The following is a 19,956-nucleotide window of genomic DNA, read 5'->3' on the forward strand; positions in this document are numbered from 1 at the left end:
CAGGGGTTTACGGGCCGAAGCCATTCATCCCCCACGCGGCGTCGCTCCATCAGGGTTTCCCCCATTGTGAAAAATTCTCGACTGCTGCCACCCGTAGGTGTCTGGACCGTGTCTCAGTTCCAGTGTGGCTGGTCGTCCTCTAAGACCAGCTACCCGTCGTAGCCTTGGTGAGCCGTTACCCCACCAACTAGCTGATAGGCCGCGGGCTTATCGCGAAGCGCCAGGTCTTACGATCCCCGGCTTTGAATTGAATTAGATGCCTAGTTCAATTTACATTCGGTATTAGCTTGCCTTTCGGCAGGTTATTCCAAACTTCGCGGCAAATTACCCACGTGTTACGCACCCTTACGCGACTCCAACCAGCAAATATTGCTATTCACTGATTAGCGTCCCACTTGCATGTCTTATCCACGCCGCCAGCGTTCGTTCTGAGCCAGAATCAAACTCTCCGTTTAATAGTTTTGTTTGATTCAACCGCATTTAAACATGCGGCTTACGCAATGATTTTCACCTATGCAGACAAAATTAATTGTTTGCCTTAGGGGCTCTCACTTATCGCACAATTCAATTTTCAAGGAACATGACGCACTTGCGTCAAAGTCTACCCCCGATTCAGGGGACAAAAATTTAAGTCGCTGGCAAAAATTTTAAGTCAGCGGCTATGCCTTTAACTTACGCGCTTAATCTTACAAATTCACCGCAGAGTGTCAAAAACTTTTTTTAGCTTTTTTTCCTCCGGCCGGCTCTTTTATCTCCCTCACAGAACGGCGTCAGCTTATTGCAGTGCAGAGCGGTTGCAAGAGCATTTTTTATTTTTCCACCGATTCTGAAACCATCTCATCTCTCATGACTTACCCGCGATTCCACGGCCCGTCCCTGTTTGCACGCCCAAACTTACGTTAGCACATCCTTCAAGCTTTACCGGCTCTTGTTGCTGCGGATCAAGCCCACTCGCCGTGTTTTCGATCTGTCAGCCACAAGGCCTCAGTGCGTAATTCGCTGCACACCACCCAGACGCCCATAAAATGAGCCATGTGCACTTTAAAGGGACGATGCCGATCACCAAATGCTCCGTCCGTTTTGAACCACCTCGTTCACTCCAACTAGAAGCGAAGTCTGAAACGTTTAATCGCTCCTGCCGGGCGGTCGGAGAGTAAGCAACTCTGGCGACGATGCCCTAACGGGGACTCTCCATCATCAACTTTAAAAGCTCGGCCGCTGCCCGCCCCGGAGGACGCTGTTTGGGCCAAGTTGCCACAATTTTTCGTTCCGGTCTGGGCGCCGATAACGAGCGGTATTCCACCACATTATCCCCAGAATCGTGGGCCGCCATCGCCGGGATGAGAGATATACCCAGCCCGGAACAGACTAGAGCCTGGATCGTCTCAAGTTGAGCGCTCCGCAAACTGATCGGCGGGTGCACATTGCGCCGGTCACAAAAGCCCAAAACCTGATCGCCCAGGCAATGGCCCTCTTTCATGACAATCAATCGCTCCCGAGAAATTGCAGCCGGATCGATGAATCGTTTCCGACCAAGCGGATGGCCAGGAAGCAAAGCCAGCAGCAATTCTTCCGAAAACAAATCGCGCACTTCAAACCGTCTGTCAGGAATCGGGCGGCTGGCCAGCAGCAAGTCAATCTCGCACGTGAGCGCCATTTTCAACAAACGTGCCGTTGTATCTTCCTGCACGACGATTTCCACCCCCGAGTATTTGCTCGCAAAGCGGGTCAGCAAGTCCGGCAACAGATAAGGCGCGATCGTTGGCAATACCCCAATGTTCAACGCCCCTCGCAACAGACTCTGCGCATCGGAAGCCTCCCGCTTGGCCGCGTCCACTTCCTCCAGAATCTTCACCGCAGAAACGCCTCCCCATGCGCGGTGAGTTTCACCTCGCGCTTCAGGCGGTCGAAGAGCCGTTCGCCCAGTTCTTCTTCCAATTTCATGATCTGCTGGCTGAGCGACGGCTGGGCGACGTGGCATTGCTCGGCGGCGCGGGAGAAATTGCCGGTGCGCGCCACGGCCACGACATAACGGAGCTGCTGCATTTCCATAGGCAGCGCCTATCGTAACGACAGAAAAAAAAGTATTTCAACAATGGCTCCCGGACTGGTTGACTGGGGTAAATTCGCAGCACACATCCGATCAAACCGAAGTTAATCAATCGCACCCATCAGGAAGTTTATGTCATCCGAATCCAAATGCCCGTTTCATCAAGGCGCCGGTTTCTCCGGGGCCGTTCCCGCCGGCGCTGGCACCGCGAACCGCGACTGGTGGCCCAACGCCCTGCCGCTGGAAATGCTTCACCAGCACTCCGCCAAATCGAATCCGATGGAGCCCGCCTTCGACTACGCGAAGGAGTTTCAAAGCCTCGACTACGCGGCCTTGAAGAAGGATCTCGCAGCCCTCATGACGGATTCGCAGGACTGGTGGCCCGCCGACTTCGGTCACTACGGCCCACTGTTCATCCGCATGGCCTGGCACAGCGCCGGCACCTACCGCATTAGCGATGGCCGTGGCGGCGGTGGGCGCGGCCAGCAACGCTTTGCTCCGCTCAACAGCTGGCCGGATAATGTCAGTCTCGACAAGGCGCGTCGCCTGCTCTGGCCGATCAAGCAGAAATACGGCCGCAAGATTTCCTGGGCCGATCTGCTGATTCTCGCCGGCAATGTCGCCCTCGAAACCATGGGCTTCAAAACCTTCGGCTTTGCCGGCGGCCGGGAAGACACTTGGGAACCCGACCAGGATGTGTATTGGGGTAAGGAGACCAAGTGGCTCGACGACAAACGCTACTCCGGCGACCGCCAGCTTGAAAACCCGCTGGCCGCAGTGCAGATGGGCCTCATTTATGTGAACCCCGAAGGCCCCAACGGCAATCCCGATCCGGTGGCGGCCGCGCGCGACATCCGCGAAACCTTCCGTCGCATGGCGATGAACGACGAGGAAACCGTGGCGCTCATCGCGGGCGGCCACACCTTCGGCAAGACCCACGGCGCGGGGCCCGCCTCACATGTCGGCGCCAATGTGGAAGCCGCCCCGTTGGAGCAGCAGGGGCTCGGCTGGAAGAGCACTTACGGTTCCGGCAAGGGCGGCGACACCATTACCAGCGGCCTCGAAGTTACGTGGACCCAGACGCCCACGCAGTGGAGCAATTTCTTTTTCGAAAACCTGTTCAAATACGAGTGGGTGTTGACCAAGAGCCCGGCCGGCGCGCATCAGTGGATCGCCAAGGGCGCAGACGCCACCATTCCCGACGCCCATGACTCGTCAAAGAAGCATGTGCCCACAATGCTGACCACGGATCTGTCGTTGCGCTTCGATCCAGCTTACGAAAAAACCTCGCGCCGGTTTCTCGAACATCCCGAGCAGTTCGCCGACGCCTTTGCCCGCGCCTGGTTCAAGCTCACGCACCGCGACATGGGCCCCCGCGCCCGCTACATCGGCCCCGAAGTGCCGAAGGAGGAACTGATCTGGCAGGATCCAATTCCGGCGGTGAATCATCCGCTGGTGGATGCGCCGGACATTGTCGCGCTCAAGGCCAATATTCTTACCTCCGGTTTGACCGTTGCGGAACTGGTTTACACCGCGTGGTCGGCCGCCTCGACGTTCCGTGGCTCCGACAAGCGCGGCGGCGCAAACGGCGCCCGCATCCGCCTGGCGCCGCAAAAATTCTGGGAAGTCAATCAGCCCGCCCAACTGTCCAGGGTGCTGGGTGCATTGGAGGGCATTCAAACTGAATTCAACCGCACGGCTGCCGGCGGCAAGAAAGTCTCGCTGGCGGACCTCATCATGCTCGGCGGTTGCGCCGCCGTGGAACAGGCCGCAAAGAAGGCGGGGCACACCGTCACCGTGCCATTCACGCCTGGCCGCATGGATGCCACGCCGGAGCAGACCGACGTGGAATCCTTCGCCGTGCTCGAACCGGCAGCGGATGGCTTCCGCAACTACGTGAAGGGCAAATACAGCGTCCCCGCCGAATACCTGCTGCTGGACAAGGCGCAGTTGCTGACGCTCACCGCGCCTGAAATGACGGCCTTGGTCGGCGGGCTGCGCGCGCTCGGCGCCAACTTCGGCGGCAGCCCGCACGGTGTGTTCACCAAACATCCCGGCGCGCTGACCAACGACTTCTTCATCAACCTGCTCGACATGGGCACGGAATGGAAACGTCTCGACGAGCACGGCACCCAGTTCGAAGGCCGCGACCGCAAGACCGGCGAACTCAAGTGGAGCGCCACGCGCGTGGACCTGGTCTTCGGCGCCGACTCGCGCCTGCGGGCGGTGGCCGAAGTTTACGGATCAGCCGACGGTGAAGCGAAACTGGTGCATGACTTCGTGGCCGCCTGGTCCAAGGTGATGAACCTGGACCGCTTCGATCTCGAATAATCAATTGACGGTTGCAGAAACACAGCGGCCCGCAGGCGTTGACCTGCGGGTCGTTTTATTTGTAGCGCAAACAGTCTGCTTCCTTCACCGCCGACGGGCGGTCGGCGAATCACCGACCGGCAGGTTGCCAGCCTGCGACACAGCAGACAGTTTGTGTGCGGACGCTTGCTACGCCCTCAATTCCCTGATGTCCGCCAGAATCTGCGCGATGACTTCCGCCTTCGGCTTCGCGCCTCATGTGCCGCCGTGGTGGAGGCGAGATTGAATTTAATTGTTTGTTTCTGCCGTCAACGTCACCGGCCCAAGCAGGCCGGCCGGAACGAGCTGTGAATCTTTGGTGAAATAATTCCACGTCGTAAAAGTATACCGGCCATGCGAGGGGCGCGGCTGACCCTTGATAAACCAGTCGGGAAATGCTTTGAGCGGACCGCCGTGGCCTTGATCGCCTTGGTTCCATTCGCAATCGGCCGGCTCTTGCTCGTCACCAATCAACCGGTTCGCCCAGACGTTGACCACCTTGATTTCGAGACGATTGCCCCTTGGTTTGACGGCGGCGCTGATATCCACCCGCCACGGTGCAGTCCAGACGACGCCCAAATCTTTTCCGTTCAGCCGCACTTCGGCAAGTTCGCGCACCACGCCCAGGTCGAGAAAAAGTTTTCCCGTTCCCGCAACTGTAGTCGGGAGGTCAAACGTTTTCGTGTAAACCGCCGTGCCGCTGTAAAACTTGATGCCCGGCTCGGGCCGCTTCGACCAGTCGTCGAGTTGTTCGAACGTCACCCGCTCAGGCCCGCCCCACTTCGGGTCGAAGCTCACCGCCCACGCGCCGGTGAGTTCACCGGTGGTTTTGCAGGCGGGGAAATTCTTGGGCGGCCGCGTTTGGAAGATCGGCAGCTTGCGGAACACCACGAAACAACTTTCCGCCGCCGCGAATGCCAGTGGCACGAGCGTTTTTCCGTCGCGAACTTCAAACTCCGGCAGGTCGCGCCTTGCGCCGGTCACGGGATTCCAAAGCTCGGGCTGTTTGCCGGTCACGCCAAACGTCGCCAGCGCCGAGCCGCTGTTCGTCGAGAGGTTGGCGATGAAGTAAACATCGCTCGTTCCATCTCGGCGGTGAATGCTTTTCAACTGTAAACGTTCGCTGCGGTTGGTGGACGCGAAATCGTTCGTGGCAATTTCACCCCATTGCAGCAGGGCCTGACAGCGCGTGAGGTAGCGCACCCACGCCTTGCCCTGTTCCCACCACGTCTGCGTGCGGTCGAAATGCGTGCCCCACTGGCCCATGACCATGCCCGGCTGCCAGCGCTCGTCGAACGGCTGGTGGGTGAAGCGGTGCAGCAACATGCGGTTCACGCCGTCGCAAAACGCCGCGTCGCCGATGGGCTTCAACCACGCGGGTGTCTCCGTCCACCGGCTGTCGCCCGGCCCGCCGGTGTAAGCCTCCGCTTCGATCAGGTTGCGACCCGCCGCGCGCACCGCCGCCACCGTCGGCGCGAGTTCGTAAGGGCTGTAGCTTCCCTTCGCGGTCCAGAACTCCGTTACGATGCGGTCCACGTGTGGCACGACGTCGGTGATGTTCCATGGGCCGCCGTAAGGTTCGCACATGAATTTCAACCCGGCCTTCCGCAACTTGCGCTGGATGACCGGAAAATAATTTTCGCGATACAGGTCGCGAATGGTCTGGTTGAAATCCTCCTGGAACTTTTTCGTCTCCGCCGCGCTGCCAACCACGCGCTTGGCCAGCGTCGGCAGGAACGCAGTCAGGTCGTAACCACGCCGCGCGGCGAATTCCTCGCGCATCTTCGGCGTCCAGCCGGGCGTGCCGGCCTCGTAACTGTCAAAGTGGTAATAGTTGAATCCGTTGCCGACGAGATCGCCGAGCTGCTGCTTCGCCGCGCTGATGATGTGATCCATGTGGAACTCCACCGCCGCTTGGCTCATCTTGTCACACTCCAACCCGATGGCTTCCCACTGCGCCGGTTGCAGCAGCGTGCCCATCGTCGTGCGCCCGAAACGGTAGATGATCCAATCGCCCGGCGGCACAGCCCAATCCAGCTTTCCATCGGCGGACAGTTTGGACGAAAGATCAACGACGTCCGCGCGGCCAACGATTCCGCTGGCTGGCAATGCCAGCACCGCGACATCGCGATAAAATTCCTGCCGCGCCGGAACCTCCGGCTTTTCGAGTTTGCCGTTGGTCGGATTCCACAACGGGAATTGCATCCGTGAATGCAGGTCAGGCCTGGCACGCGGAAGCTCGCCCGAAAAACTCGTTCCGCCGCTGACTTGCGTTTCCGACCAGACGATTTCCTGCATCGAAAGTTCCGGCGTGATCCACGGCCCGCCGCTGCTCTCGTAACCGGCGCAATTATGAACGCCAAAATCGATTCCCAACCGCCGTGCGTCCGCCGCCGCGTGGCGCACCAGTCGCCACCACGGTTCGGTGAAAGTTACGGCTCCGGGCGAAGGAGCGTTTGAGATGGCGCGCGCCCACGGCGTGCAGGAATCCGCGAGACTGAACATCGTCGCGCTGCCGAAACCGGCGTCCCGCAAAGCCTCCAGATCGCGCGTGATGCCGTTGCTGTTGATGTTGCTCCCCATCCACATCCACAACACGCCGGGCTTGGCGGATTCCGGTGGATGCTCGAAGCGTGATTCGAGTTCATCGCCGCGGGCACAGGCAATACAGGCGATCAACAGCAAACAAAAGAGGCGCATATCGTCAGGATATGCGCCGTGAAGAATCCGGACAACTGTTGGATTACGCCTTCCGTTCCTTGATGTCCGCCAGAATGTTCGCGATGACTTCCGCCTTCGGCTTCGCGCCTTGCGGGCCGCCGTGGTGGAGGCGGACGCTCACCGCGCCGGCTTCCATGTCTTTGCCGCCGATGATGAGCATGGTGTGGACACGCAATTTTTCCGCGTCGGCGATCTTGGCTTTGAACGGCGTGGCGCTGAAATCCGCATCCACGCGCACCATGTTCGCGCGGAGTTCGGCCACGATGGGCTTGGCGTAGTTGATGAGCGCTTCGTCGTCGTTGAGCGTGATGACGCGCACCTGATCCGGCGCGAGCCAGAGCGGGAAGTTGCCGGCGTAATGTTCGATGAGGAAGCCGATGAAGCGTTCATGCGTGCCGAGCGGCGCGCGATGGATGCACAGCGGCGTCTTGTTGGAATTGTCCTTGTCGCGATAGGTCAGGCCGAAGCGCGTCGGCACGGCGAAGTCCACCTGGTTGGTGGCGATGGTGAATTCGCGGCCGATGGCGCTCCACACCTGCACGTCAATCTTTGGCCCGTAGAACGCCGCCTCGTTGGCGACCTCCACGTAATTGATGCCGGACTCGATCAACACCTGCCGCACCATGTCCTCAGTCTTTTTCCACAGCTCCGGCTCGTTGACGTATTTCTTGCCCAAGCCGTCTGGCGACGACGTGCTGAAGCGCATCTGATATTTTTCGAGACCGAACGTCTTGAAATATTTCAGATACATGTCGTTCACGGCGCGGAACTCATCGGCGAACTGCTCCTCGGTGCAATAGATGTGGGCGTCGTTCATGTTGAGCGAACGCACGCGCATGAGGCCGAACAACTCGCCGCTCTGCTCGTAGCGATAGCAGCAGCCGTATTCCGCGAGGCGCAACGGCAGGTCGCGATAACTGCGCGGCTCAGCCGCAAAGATGCGGTGATGATGCGGGCAGTTCATCGCTTTGAGGTAATAGCGCTCAAGGGGCGGAAGCTTTGCCTGCAACTTATCTTTCGTCAAAAGCTGGCCGAGTTGAACGTAAAGTCGTTCCATGCCCATCAGCATTGCTTCCTGCTGTTTTTCTGCCGGAAGCGATTTCATAAACAGCGCCACTTTTTCATGAAGCCTGATGCCACTGGGCAAAGTTGGTTTCAACTTTTCGAGATGGTCCAGAATCCAGACTTCCTCTTTGTCGATTTCAATGTCCTTTTTTTCTTCCGCCGCTTCATGGAGAGTTTTTTCCACTTCACGAATTTCTGCGGGAAGACTGGATTCACGGAATTCGATTGGCGGAAACATTGAGTCCGCGTAATACGGCAGATGCCCGGAAGTTAAATACATTTTCTCCCGCGCAAGATGCGGCGTTTTCACGCGGACGTAGCCGGCGGCGAATTCGGTTTCCTTGGCCAGCTTTTCCAGTTCCTCAACGAGAATCGTGCCCTTGGGCAGCCACAGCGGCATGCCCGGCCCGACGTATTCGGTGTCAATCGCGAACAGACCCATCTCCGCGCCGATCTTGCGATGGTCGCGGCGCTTGGCCTCCTCGATCATTTTGAAATATTCGTCGAGCTGCGTCTTGTTCTTGAACGCCGTGCCGTAGATGCGCTGGAGCTGCGGGCCTTTTTCGTCGCCCTTGTAATACGCGGCGGCCACACTGGTGAGCTTGAACGCACCGATGTTGCCCGTGCGCATCACGTGCGGCCCGGCGCAGAGGTCGATGAAATCGCCGTTCTTGTAGTAGGAGATCGGCTCGCCCTCGGGAATCTGCTTCAGCAAATCCAGTTTGAACTTCGAGGCATTGCCGGGACGCTCGGCCAGTCCGCCCAACCGACCGCTCTCAGCGTCCTTGATCGCCTGATCGCGGGTGACTTCACTTTTCTCGAAAACGTTGTTCGCCTTGATCTCCTTCTTCATCTCCGCCTCGATCTTCTCGAAGTCCTCGGGCGAGATGCGGTGGGAGCATTCGAGGTCGTAGTAAAAGCCGTTCTCGACGGGCGGGCCGTAGGCGAATTGCGCGTCCGGCCACAGGCGCAGGATGGCGGTGGCCATGACGTGCGCGCAGGAGTGGCGGATGCGCTCCAGCTCGGTCATCTGGTTGCGCTGGTCGAGCGTCTTGCGGTCGGCGTTCGGTAGTTGATTTTCTTCGGCCATATATCTCATTTTTTTACCGCGGAGGCGCAGAGGCGCGGAGCAGAAAAGGCTTTCCTGGGTTCCTGATTTCCAAATTCCTCTGTGTCTCTGTGTCTCTGCGGTTCATTTCCGTAAACAAAAACGCCTCGCACGGATGGTGGGAGGCGTTGGCGTTCATCGCGGCGGGCGATGAACGCTAAATCGTCGTCGTTTCAGAACGGCTGAACACAGGTGGAAAGCTAGGAAAGCCCGCGGTTATTGGCAATTCGATTCTCTGTGCGCCATCGGAGCGCCGGTCTCCCGACCGGCTTTGGGCGGACGCAAATCGCAACCACCCTGCCGGCTTGCGGGTGGGTTTAAGCCGACGAAACGTCGGCGCTCCACGGCTAATGTCGCTTGTTGTCCGCGTGGCAAACCATGTCGATGACGACCGTGGCCGCGAGGATCAGCACGTCGTCCTCGCCGTCCGCGATGTCCACGCCGTAGGTGTCGTTCCACGCGAACCAGCGTTTGGAAACCTCGGCCACCGTGCGGCCGCCGCGTTCGAAGGTGTATTCCATGTCCATGAAACTGCCCTGCGCCTCGAGATCGTCCGGCCCGGGCACATCCACCGTAAACGAGCAGCGGAAGAACGTGAACAGGTGTTTCTTCACCACCGCCAGCAGTTCATCGCCGCGCGTGATCTCGTAAGTCGGCCCCCACGACAGGAGTTTCTGCCGGATGAAGGCCAGTTCGGTGCCGTTCAAGTCCTGGAAGGAAAGTTTGTTCCCGAAGCTGAAGGCGCGTCCGTCCACGAAGAACACGTCCTCGCCAGCCTCGTTCTTGATGCGAAAATCGTCGCCCCAGCAAAACAGCTTTTGCTTCATCACGTAGCGCATGGTGGCGAAAGGTTAGCCCCAAATTCCCGCGGCGACAGTCAAATTGGCAGGATCGCCCACCGGTCCCGGGCCGATGCCGCAATGCCGGCCGGACCGGATTCGAGCGCTTCTAGCCGGCGTTCGCCGGCGGTTCGCGGGCGCGGCCACCGAAGTTTGCGCGTGCCTCGGGCGCACGGCTTTGGTATCTGGCCGCACATGCCCAATCCCGCGGACGCGCTGCCTTGGCCGCCGTTTTCACAGCGTCGCTCGACGCGCGCACGACGGGAGGACGCATCGTTCAACCCAGCTCAATGCCATGAATCAAGCAATTAACCGGCGGAGTTTTCTCAAACAAACAACAGTGGCGGGGGTTGGACTCGGCCTGGCCGGAACCCTCAATGCATTCGGCGCGGAACCGAAACCGGCGCGCAAGTTCGGGCCGAACGACACGTTGCGCGTGGCCGTCATCGGGACCAACGGTCGCGGGCTTGCCCACATCGAATGCCTGACCGCCATTCCGGGCGTCGAGGTCGCCTACGTTTGCGACGTGGATGACCGCGCCATTGCCAAGGGCCTCAAAACAGCCGGCCGGCATCAAAAAGCCGAAGCCAAGGGGCTTAAAGATTTTCGCCGTGCCCTGGAAGATCCCGCGCTGGACGCGGTCAGCATCGCGACGCCGGACCATTGGCACACGCCCATGGCCATCCTGGCGCTGGCAGCGGGCAAGCACGTTTACCTGGAAAAACCGTGCAGCCACAACCCCTACGAGGGCGAACTCCTGTCCGCGGCGGTGGACAAATATCAACGCGTGGTGCAGATGGGCGCGCAACGCCGTTCTTTTCCGAACGTGCGGCACATCATCAAGGAAATCCACGGGGGGCTGATCGGCAAAACGTATTTTGGCCGGACCTGGTATGCGAACAACCGCGGCTCGATCGGCCACGGCAAGCCGGCGCCGGTGCCGGGCTGGCTGGATTACGAGCTGTGGCAGGGACCGGCCCCGCGCCGGCCCTACCGGGACAACTTGATTCATTACAACTGGCACTGGTTCTGGCATTGGGGCACCGGCGAAGCCTTGAACAACGGCACGCATGAAGTGGACGTCTGCCGCTGGGCCCTGAACTTGAACTGGCCCGTGCGCGTCTCATCCAATGGCGGACGCTATGCGTTCCAGGATGATTGGGAGACGCCGGACACAGAGACCTTGAGCTGGGATTTTGCCGAGGGCAAAACGATGTGCTGGGAGGGGCGCAGTTGCAACGATTACCCGGTGGAAGGGCTTGCGCGCGGCGTGCTGGTTTACGGCAGCGAGGGCACGGCATTGATTGACGGCAACAGCTACACGATTTACGACAACAAGCGGAAGGTGGTGAAAAAGGCGACCGGCAACGAGGCGGTGGACCCGACCAACACCGTCAGCGCCAGCGGGCTCAAGCTCGATTTGCTGCACGTCACCAACTTCATTGACGCCGTCCGCAACGGCACACCGGTCACCTGCCCGATCGTCGAGGGCCACAAAAGCGTGACGCTGCTGCATCTGGCGAACATCGCGTGGCGCGTCGGACGGGAACTGCATTGCGATCCGGCGAACGGGCACATTTTGAACGATGCCGAAGCCATGAAACTCTGGCGCCGCACCTACGAACCCGGCTGGGAACCGAAGGTGTGACGCTTACAGCACCGCTGCGCGCGGTTCATCGGCACGCACACCCAGGTTCCCGTAGCGATGGTAATCCGTGCTGATGCTTTGCTCGCGCACATACCAGAGCAGTTCCAAGCGGCCCTCGGCCGACACGGGCACGCTGACGATGCATCCGTTGGCTTCGTTGCCGGCGTGGAGGACTTCCTCCGGCACCCGCGCCGGCGCCGCGTAGCGCACCCGGTCGGTTTGTCCGGCGCGAATTACCTCAGCCAGTTGCGCGTCCGTTTCCTCCACAAACTCAATGGCCGCCGCCCATGATTCGGTGAGCTCCTCGAGCCGCTCGACAAGCGGCGAATTCAACTGCGGCGGCACGCTGATCACCACGTGACAGCCCGCGGCGTGGGCCGCACCCGCCCGGCCAAACAACTCGAAGGCCGTGTCGTCGGCATGCACGCGCACACGCACGCTGCCCACGGACAGGTAACGCCGGACGTTGTCCTGCCCCACCAGCCGGAAGTGATCGTGTGCGACGCCAAATTCCTCGGCGACGTTCCGTTCGTAGCTCTGCAAGGCCGCAATGATGGCATCCGCTGCGGGATGTTTTGCCGCGCGCAGGCCTGCTGCGACCGCGGCCAGCGTCGGCCGGGTTGGAAGTGCTTCCACCACGGGCGCCGGCACGTCCGTGAAATCCATGAATTGCGCGACGTAGTTGGGGCCGCCAGCCTTCATGCCCGGACCGAAGCCGGACTTGCCCATGCCGCCAAACGGCTGGCGCAGCACGATGGCCCCCGTGGTGACGCGGTTGATGTAAAGGTTGCCGGCGCGAATGTGCTCCCGCCAGTAATCCCACTCGCGTTCATCGAGGCTCTCCAGCCCGCTGGTCAGGCCGTAACCGGTCTGGTTCACGAGCGCCACCGCCTCGCTCAATTTTTCAAACCGCATCACGGCCAGCACAGGACCGAAGAACTCCGTCAGATGCGTGTAACTGCCCGGCTGCACCCCGTATTTCACACCCGGCGTCCAGAGGCACGGATTGCCTTCGACCGGTTGCGGCATGACGGCCCACTCTTCACCCGGTTCGAGCACCTTGAGCGCCGTTTCCAAATCGTCGGCCGGCGGGCGAATCAACGGTCCCATCTTGGTGTCCAGTTCCCACGCCGAACCGACGGCCAAACTTTGCACCGCCTCGCAGAGCGACCGGCGGAAGCCCGGGTCGTCATAAACTTCGGCCTGCAACAGCAGCAGCGACGTGGCGGAACACTTCTGCCCCGCGTGGCTGAAGGCAGAGTGCAGAATGTGTTTGATGGCCTGGTCGCGATCCGAAACCGCCGTCACAATCGTCGCATCCTTGCCGCCCGTTTCGGCGAACAACTGCAGCCGCGGATTGTCGCGCAGCATCGTCAGCGCCGTGGCGGTTCCGCCGGTCAGAATCACGGCATTGACTTTCGGGTGGTTGACCAACTGACGGCCTTCCTTGGCACCGGAGCACGGGACGAACTGGAGCACGTTTCGCGAAATGCCCGCGCGCCAAAAGCACTGGCACAATTCCCAAGCCACCAGCACCGTGTCCGATGCCGGTTTAATGATGACCGTGTTGCCCGCGGCCAGGGCGGCCGCCACGCCACCGCAGGGAATGGCGATGGGAAAATTCCACGGCGGCACCACCACCACCACGCCCTTGGGGCGCGCCTGTAACGTCGGCTGTTGCTGCCACCAACGCGCCGTGGCGCGGTAGAACTCCAGAAAATCGATGGCCTCGGACACTTCGGGATCCGATTCCAACAGCGTCTTGCCGCCGTCGGCCATGGCCGCGCCCATCAAATCGCCGCGCGCCATCCGCAGTTCCTGGGCCACCCGTCCGAGCGCCGCGAAACGTTCCGGCTCCGGCCGCGTGCGCCACCCGTCCGGATCGGCGGCAGCGCACTCGACGGCCCGCGCGACATCGGCGGTCGTGGCCTGCCGGTAGCGGCCCACCACCCCGCCGGGCCGCGAAGGATCGAGACACTCCCGCACCGGCCGGCCGTCCCAAATTTCCTCGCCCGCCAGAACGAGCGGAATCGGCACGGCCTGTTCGCCGCAGCGCGGTTGCCAGCGCGCCACGATTTGTCGGCCCCATTCGCCGTTCTGTGGCAGGGCAAAATCCGTGTCCGGCTCGTTTTGAAATTTTTCCCAGCCCTCCGAGATTGGCGCAGGCTGCATCGGCGGCTGATTCCGGTCCTGCTGCCGCCGGGGCGCGTCGCCCGTCGAGGGAATCGCCTCGAACGCGGCGAGAAACCCCTGCTCCAACTGCCGCCACTCCGCGCTGTCCACCTGGATCTTGAAGGCATGCCGCAGGAAATTTTCCGGGCCGGTGTTTTCGTCGAGCCGCCGGATGAGGTAGCCGATGGCGTTGATGAAATTCTCCTTTTTGCAGGCCGGCGCATAGAGCAGCAGGTTGCGCGACAAGTTAAACAACGCACGGCGCTGGGCGTTGGCCATGCCTTCCAGCATCTCGAACTGCACCCGGTCCAGCGCGTTGCCTTCGTGCGCGAGGACGAGTCCGTAGGCCAGATCAAACAGATTGTGCGACGCCACGCCGACGTCCATGGCGGCCAGGTTTTCGGGCTGCATCACCGCGTGCAGCATGCGCTTGTAGTTGGCATCCGTTTCCCGCTTGGTCTGGTAAGGCGCCTGTGGCCAGTCATGCAACGACGCCTCCACACGTTCGCTCTCCATGTTGGCGCCTTTGACAAGCCGGATCGTGATGCGCCCGCCGCCCGCGGCCACGCGCCGACGCGCCCAGGCCTGGAGTTCAAGCAGCGTGCGGAAGGAATCGGGGATGTAGCTTTGCAAGGCAATCCCCGCCCGGACGGTTTCCAGGCCGGGCCGTTCCAACGTGCGCATGAAGGTTGCCGCGGTGAGGTCCTTGTCGCGGTATTCCTCCATGTCGAGATAAACGAACTTGGACATGACCGTGCCGTCCGGCCGCGTGAAGCGGGCCCGTTGCGCCGTGCGGAGGAGCCGCTCGAGCCGGTCGCACAACACGGCCACCGTGTGTTCCCGCGCCAGCGGCGAGATCTGCGAATACAACGTCGAAATCTTGATGGAGACGACTTCCACCTCCGGCCATTGAAGTCCTTGCAGATATTGGTGCAGACGGCGTTCCGCCTCCGCCTCGCTGAGGATGGCTTCGCCCAGAAAATTAACATTCATCCGCACGCCTTCGCGGGAGCGTTCGGCCAGATGATGTGTCAGCATTTCCTTCTCGCCAGGCAGGATGACATTCGCCGTCTCCTTCTGCATGTGCTCCTTCACCAGCGGCAACGCCACGCCAGGCGCGAAGCCGCCGAAGGATTGGAAGCCTTTCATCAACGTGCGATCGATGGGACCGAAGAAACGCGGCACGCCTTGGACATCGAGAATATGCGTGAGATGTTCGACGGCCCGGGCGGGATCGCTCGTGCGAAAGGCCTGGTCGGTCATCATGGCCAGCGTGGCCTTGTCGGAGGGCGTCTGCAGCATCCGGTCCAGTTCGGCCTGCTGGCGTTTCTCGGACGGCGTTTGGAGAGCGGCGGCCCGTTCCTGCAACTGGCGTGCGAGCCACAGCGCCTTTTGCACCGGCACCGGCCGGGTGGAAGCGGGATCGGTTTGAAAGGCAGTCAGCAGCGCGGTCAGGGCGGCGGCGGGATTTTGCATGTGAGATGAGGAGAATTCACGGCGAACGAAAAGGGCGACGGAGGGAGTGAAAAGTTCACGAGTTGAAGGCCGCACAGCGCGGCGTCAGGAACGTGGCTTCTTCCCCGCCTGCAAGGCGGCGCCGGAAGGCAGCGACGAGAGCACATCGCGATCGGGCAACGCCACGTGATAGCCGGCGTCGCGCAAGGTGGCGACGATTTGGGCGAGATGCACCGTGCCCCGGGATTGCAGGATGAAGTCAACGAGCGCCGTCTGCAACGGCTGCGAGCTGAAGGCCCGTTGATGGTGCACTTCGATGATGTTGCCGCCGCCGGCGCCGATCAAGGCGCTGACGCGCGCGAGTTCGCCGGGCACGTCCCGCGTGGCGACGCGGATGCGCGCCAACTGACCGTTGCGCACCAGGCCGCGCTGAATGACCGACGACAGCGCGAGCAGGTCGATGTTGCCGCCGCAGAGAATGAGCCCGACCTTTTTGTGGCGGAACCGTTGCTTGAACTTGAGCAGCGCCGCGAGGCCGCACGCGCCCGCGCCTTCCACCACGGTCTTCTCGATTTGCAGCAGCATCAGCACGGCGTCTTCCAATTCGCCTTCGCCCACGAGCAGAATGTCACTGACCTCGTCTTTCACCACCCGGCGCGTAAGCTGGCCGGGATTCTTCACCGCGATGCCTTCGGCGATGGTGTAGCGCTCGCACTGGACCGGCTGGCGCTGCAAAATCTGGGACATCGCCGGAAAGCGATCCGACTGCACGCCGACCACTTCGAGGTTGGGATTGATGCCGCGCGCGGCCACGGCCATGCCGGCAATGAGACCACCGCCGCCAATGGGCACCACCAACACGTCCAGATCCGGCTGCTGCGTCAGCATTTCCAGGGCGATGGTTCCCTGGCCGGCCATGACGAATTCGTCGTCATACGGATGCACCAGCGTGAGCCGCCGCTGCCGGGCCAGTTTCTGCGTGAACTCGCTGGCCTCGTCAAACGTGTCCCCGTGCAGGATGACCTCGGCACCATGCCCGCGGGTGTGCTCCACCTTCACGTTGGGCGTGTGCCGCGGCATGACGATGACGGCGGGAATCTTCAGCCGCCGGGCGTGATAAGCGACGCCCTGGGCGTGATTGCCGGCCGACATGGCGATGACCCCGCGCCGTTGCTCCGCCGGCGTCAGGCTCAGCAGTTTGTTCAGCGCGCCGCGCTCCTTGAACGACGCGGTGAACTGGAGGTTCTCGAACTTCAAATACACCTCGGCGCCGGTGATCTGGGACAAGGTGCGCGCGTAGGTGCAGGGCGTGAGCAGCACGTTGCCGCGCAGGCGCCGCGCCGCCGCTTCGATTTTTTGCAAGGTCAGGCTCATGAAAAATGGGCTCAACGGCCGGCCCGGCCGGCTTCTTCCGCGATGATGTGCAGGCCCTCGCGAACCGTCGCGGCGGGCTGCGAAAAGTTGAGGCGCAGGCATTCGCGCTGATGCGGCCAGTCCTCGTCCAGTCCGTAGAAGAAATACTCGCCCGGCACGGTCAGCACCTTGCGCGCCTTGAGGCGTTCGTAGAGTTCCCGCGTGCTGATGCGCAGGCGCGGCAGCCAGAGCCAGTGAAAGAAGGCCCCTTCGCTCGCGTGAATGGCCCACTCCACGCCGGCGCGCGTGAAGGCTTCGCGCGCCCAGCCGAGTGCCGCCCGGCTTTTGGCCTCGTAAAAGGGGCGCAGCAGGCGCGGCCCAAACTCCAGGATGCGCCCGTCCTCAATCCATGGCAGCGCCAGTTGCTGTCCCAGCGAACCGTTGGCCAGACCAACGATGGCGGTCAGCGAACTGAGGGCGGTGGCAATGGCTTCGGGCGCCACCACGATGCCGGTGCGCGTGCCGGGCAGGCCGAGCTTGGAAAGGCTCAGGGTCAAAATGACGTGCGGCGCCCAATACGGTTGCGCGGGCACAAACATCACGTTGGGAAACGGCGCGCCGTAGGCGTTGTCGAGCATCAGCGGAATGCCGTGGTTTTCCGCGAGCGCCGCGAGGCGGGCGACTTCGTCATCCGACAAAACGTTGCCCGTCGGGTTGGTCGGCCGCGAAACGGCGATGGCGCCGATGTCCTCCCGTTGCAGGACGGCTTCAACCGCGGCGAAATCGATGCGGTATTTGAACGTGCCGCCTTCCCGGCCGGCGGGCCACTCGATGTGCGGACGGCACGCCACGAACAGTCCCGGGTCCACGCCCTGGTCCGCGTAGCCGATGTATTCCGGCGCGAGCGGCAAAAGGATTTTGCGCAGGCGGCCGTTGGCGAGGCGGCCCCCCAGCAGGTTGAACAGAAAAAAGAAGGCGCTTTGACCGCCGCACGTCACGGCGATGTTCTGGGGACCAACCTCCCAGCCAAACTCACGTTGCAGGAGTTCCGCCACGGCCCGCACGAAGCGTGGATTGCCGCGCGGGGGATCGTAGTTGGCCAGCATGCGGTCGAACGTGTCGCCATCGTCGAGGAGCTGGCGCATGCGCTCGCGCACCAGGGCCTGCATTTCGGGAATCAGCGCCGGGTTGCCACCGCCGAGCATGCGCATGTCCGGCTCGATGGTCATGGCCCGGCCGAGATCGTCCATCAATTCTAGGATGCCGCTGTGCCCGGTGAGTTTTTGACCCAGTGGGGAGAAGTCGAACGACACTGTCGCGTGGCTGCTGTTGTCCATGGCCGGCCGGAATAGAATCAGGCATCGCCCGCGCAAATCAAGCTGTGTCCGGAACGGTTGCCGCGGCGGGTGCCGTTAACCGCCGGCAAGCTAGCAGGCGCACCGCCCGCGCTCCATCCCTCAAATGTGGGATTCCCCGGCCCGCGCGCGCCACGGTTTCGTGCTTTCCCAAGAGCTGAAATCCCAGTAGTCATGGCGCCACACAATGGACCTGTCCCGCGCCGAACAACCCTCCGGCCAGCCGCGCTGCGCCGGTCTGCGCCCGGAAACTTGAAGTCCCCTCGCCCTTGCCATGAAACCTCAACTCCGCCTGCAATTGTCGTCGATGATGTTCCTCCAGTTCTTTGTCTGGGGGGCCTGGTATGTGACCGCGCCCAATTATCTCTCGACCATCGGCTTCAATGCGAAGGACATCGCGTGGACGTATTCGGTCGGCCCCATCGCCGGCATGATCTCGCCGTTCATCGTCGGCATGATTGCCGACCGGTTTTTTGCGGCGCAACGCGTGCTGGCCTTCATGCACCTTCTGGGGGCGGGTTTCATGTTGTTGGCCGCGCGGCTCACGCAGGTGGCGCATCCGTCGCCCGCGCTCATCAACCTCGTGTTCTTCGGCTACGTGCTGACCTACTTTCCGACGCTGGCGCTGACGAACACGCTTGCCATGCGGAACATGGGCAACCCCGAAAAGGAGTTCCCCGGCATCCGCGTGCTGGGAACCATCGGCTGGATCGTGGCCGGCCTCGCGCTGACGCAGGTGGGCTGGGACAAAACGGTGAACATGTTTTACCTCACCGCGGGGGCCGCCCTCGCCCTGGGCCTGTTCAGCTTTGCGCTGCCGCATACGCCGCCGTTGGAAACCGGTCCCGTTTCCGTGCGGCAGGTGCTCGGTCTGGATGCGTGGGTGCTGCTCAAGGACCGGTCGTATCTGGTCTTCATGATTGCCTCCACGCTGATCTGCATTCCGCTGGCCTTCTATTATCAAATCGCCAGCCGCGTGGTGGAAATGACCGGCCTGCCCATTGGCCGGACCATGTCGTATGGCCAGATGTCGGAAATCTTCTTCATGCTGGTCATGCCGCTCTTCTTCCTCCGGCTCGGCGTGAAATGGATGCTGGCGCTGGGCATGCTGGCGTGGGTGACCCGTTATGCCTTCTTCGCCGCCGGCGCCGCGCACGACATCACCTGGATGATCATTGCCGGCATCGCGCTGCACGGCATCTGCTACGACTTCTTCTTCGTCACCGGCCAGATTTACACCGACCGGATTGCGCCCAAACAAATCCGGGCCCAGGCGCAGGGCATGCTGGTGCTGTTCACCCTCGGGCTGGGCATGACCATTGGCGCGCAGGTGGCCGGTTACGTGGAGGCGCAGCACACGCCGGCCGCCTCCCGGCAGTTTGCGGCACAGGTGACCGCCAAGGGTGCCGAGATCAGCGCGCTGCAGGCGCAAATCGCCAGCGCCGATCCCGCCGCCAAGCCCGCCTTGGAGGAAAACCTCAAACAACAAACCGCCGCCCAGGCGGCGTTGCGCCAGTCGGAACTGCGCGCGCTGGAATGGCAGCAACTGTGGGGCAAGCCCGCCGCGTTCGCCGCCCTGATCCTCGTCGCGTTCGTCCTCATCTTCAAAGACAAGGCCAAACGCAACCACGTGGAGCCCGCCAGCGCAGCCCGCTGACCACGGACACGCTTCAGCACGCTTCGCCATGACCTCCGGCGTCAATCCGGACGTGCGTCGAAGACGAGCACCTCGAACGGCTCCAGCGTGATGCGTTGCGGCTGACCGGCGGTCAACGACAACGTCGGCACGCGCTGATCCGCATAGGGCGACTGCATCGCATAACGCCGCGCCGCGCCGGCGG

At 61.7% G+C, this 19,956-nt stretch carries 11 protein-coding genes and 1 rRNA gene; 3 read left to right on the top strand and 9 right to left on the bottom strand.

Features of this window, described 5'->3' with window-relative positions; translation table 11 throughout:
- From VFV96_17860 to VFV96_17870, 3 genes are all read right to left on the bottom strand, one after another.
- Positions 1-455, bottom strand: a 16S ribosomal RNA gene (locus VFV96_17860); the annotation flags it as partial.
- A 722-nt stretch (positions 456-1,177) separates the two neighbouring features.
- Positions 1,178-1,855, bottom strand: a complete 678-nt coding sequence (locus VFV96_17865; GenBank protein ID HEU5072273.1) for a LysR substrate-binding domain-containing protein — start codon at positions 1,853-1,855, stop codon at positions 1,178-1,180.
- A complete protein-coding gene (locus tag VFV96_17870) occupies positions 1,852-2,046 on the bottom strand; it encodes a LysR family transcriptional regulator (GenBank protein ID HEU5072274.1) in 195 nt (64 codons plus the stop codon). Before VFV96_17870 ends, VFV96_17865 begins: the two co-directional genes overlap by 4 nt.
- A 136-nt stretch (positions 2,047-2,182) precedes the next feature.
- On the opposite strand from VFV96_17870, the gene katG reads away from it, so the two are divergent.
- A complete protein-coding gene (gene katG / locus VFV96_17875; protein HEU5072275.1) occupies positions 2,183-4,381 on the top strand; it encodes a catalase/peroxidase HPI in 2,199 nt (732 codons plus the stop codon).
- A gap of 267 nt (positions 4,382-4,648) precedes the next feature.
- Here the strand turns inward: katG and VFV96_17880 are convergent, their stop codons facing one another.
- The 3 genes from VFV96_17880 to VFV96_17890 form a co-directional block, all read right to left on the bottom strand.
- Positions 4,649-7,099: a glycosyl hydrolase gene (locus VFV96_17880; GenBank protein ID HEU5072276.1), complete on the bottom strand. Its 2,451-nt coding sequence runs from the start codon at positions 7,097-7,099 to the stop codon at positions 4,649-4,651.
- A gap of 43 nt (positions 7,100-7,142) precedes the next feature.
- Complete coding sequence (locus tag VFV96_17885; GenBank protein HEU5072277.1) at positions 7,143-9,275, bottom strand: threonine--tRNA ligase; 2,133 nt, start codon at positions 9,273-9,275, stop codon at positions 7,143-7,145.
- Positions 9,276-9,640: 365 nt separating this feature from the next.
- Positions 9,641-10,132 (bottom strand): LURP-one-related family protein, encoded by a 492-nt coding sequence (locus VFV96_17890; GenBank protein ID HEU5072278.1) that lies wholly within the window; start codon positions 10,130-10,132, stop codon positions 9,641-9,643.
- A gap of 295 nt (positions 10,133-10,427) precedes the next feature.
- Between VFV96_17890 and VFV96_17895 the strand changes: the two genes are divergently transcribed.
- Positions 10,428-11,780, top strand: a complete 1,353-nt coding sequence (locus VFV96_17895; GenBank protein HEU5072279.1) for a Gfo/Idh/MocA family oxidoreductase — start codon at positions 10,428-10,430, stop codon at positions 11,778-11,780.
- 3 nt (positions 11,781-11,783) lie between these two features.
- On the opposite strand, the gene VFV96_17900 is transcribed toward VFV96_17895, so the two are convergent.
- The 3 genes from VFV96_17900 to VFV96_17910 all read right to left on the bottom strand — a co-directional run bounded on the left by VFV96_17900 (position 11,784) and on the right by VFV96_17910 (position 18,097).
- Positions 11,784-15,428: a proline dehydrogenase family protein gene (locus VFV96_17900; GenBank protein HEU5072280.1), complete on the bottom strand. Its 3,645-nt coding sequence runs from the start codon at positions 15,426-15,428 to the stop codon at positions 11,784-11,786.
- Between the two features lie 84 nt (positions 15,429-15,512).
- Complete coding sequence (locus tag VFV96_17905) at positions 15,513-16,781, bottom strand: threonine ammonia-lyase (protein ID HEU5072281.1); 1,269 nt, start codon at positions 16,779-16,781, stop codon at positions 15,513-15,515.
- An 11-nt stretch (positions 16,782-16,792) separates the two neighbouring features.
- Positions 16,793-18,097 (bottom strand): valine--pyruvate transaminase, encoded by a 1,305-nt coding sequence (locus tag VFV96_17910; protein ID HEU5072282.1) that lies wholly within the window; start codon positions 18,095-18,097, stop codon positions 16,793-16,795.
- A 292-nt stretch (positions 18,098-18,389) separates the two neighbouring features.
- Between VFV96_17910 and VFV96_17915 the strand changes: the two genes are divergently transcribed.
- Positions 18,390-19,772: an MFS transporter gene (locus VFV96_17915; GenBank protein HEU5072283.1), complete on the top strand. Its 1,383-nt coding sequence runs from the start codon at positions 18,390-18,392 to the stop codon at positions 19,770-19,772.
- Positions 19,773-19,956 lie beyond the last annotated feature (184 nt).

This window comes from Verrucomicrobiia bacterium (assembly GCA_035765895.1).
In the GTDB taxonomy this organism is placed as follows: Bacteria; Verrucomicrobiota; Verrucomicrobiia; order Limisphaerales; family DSYF01; genus DSYF01.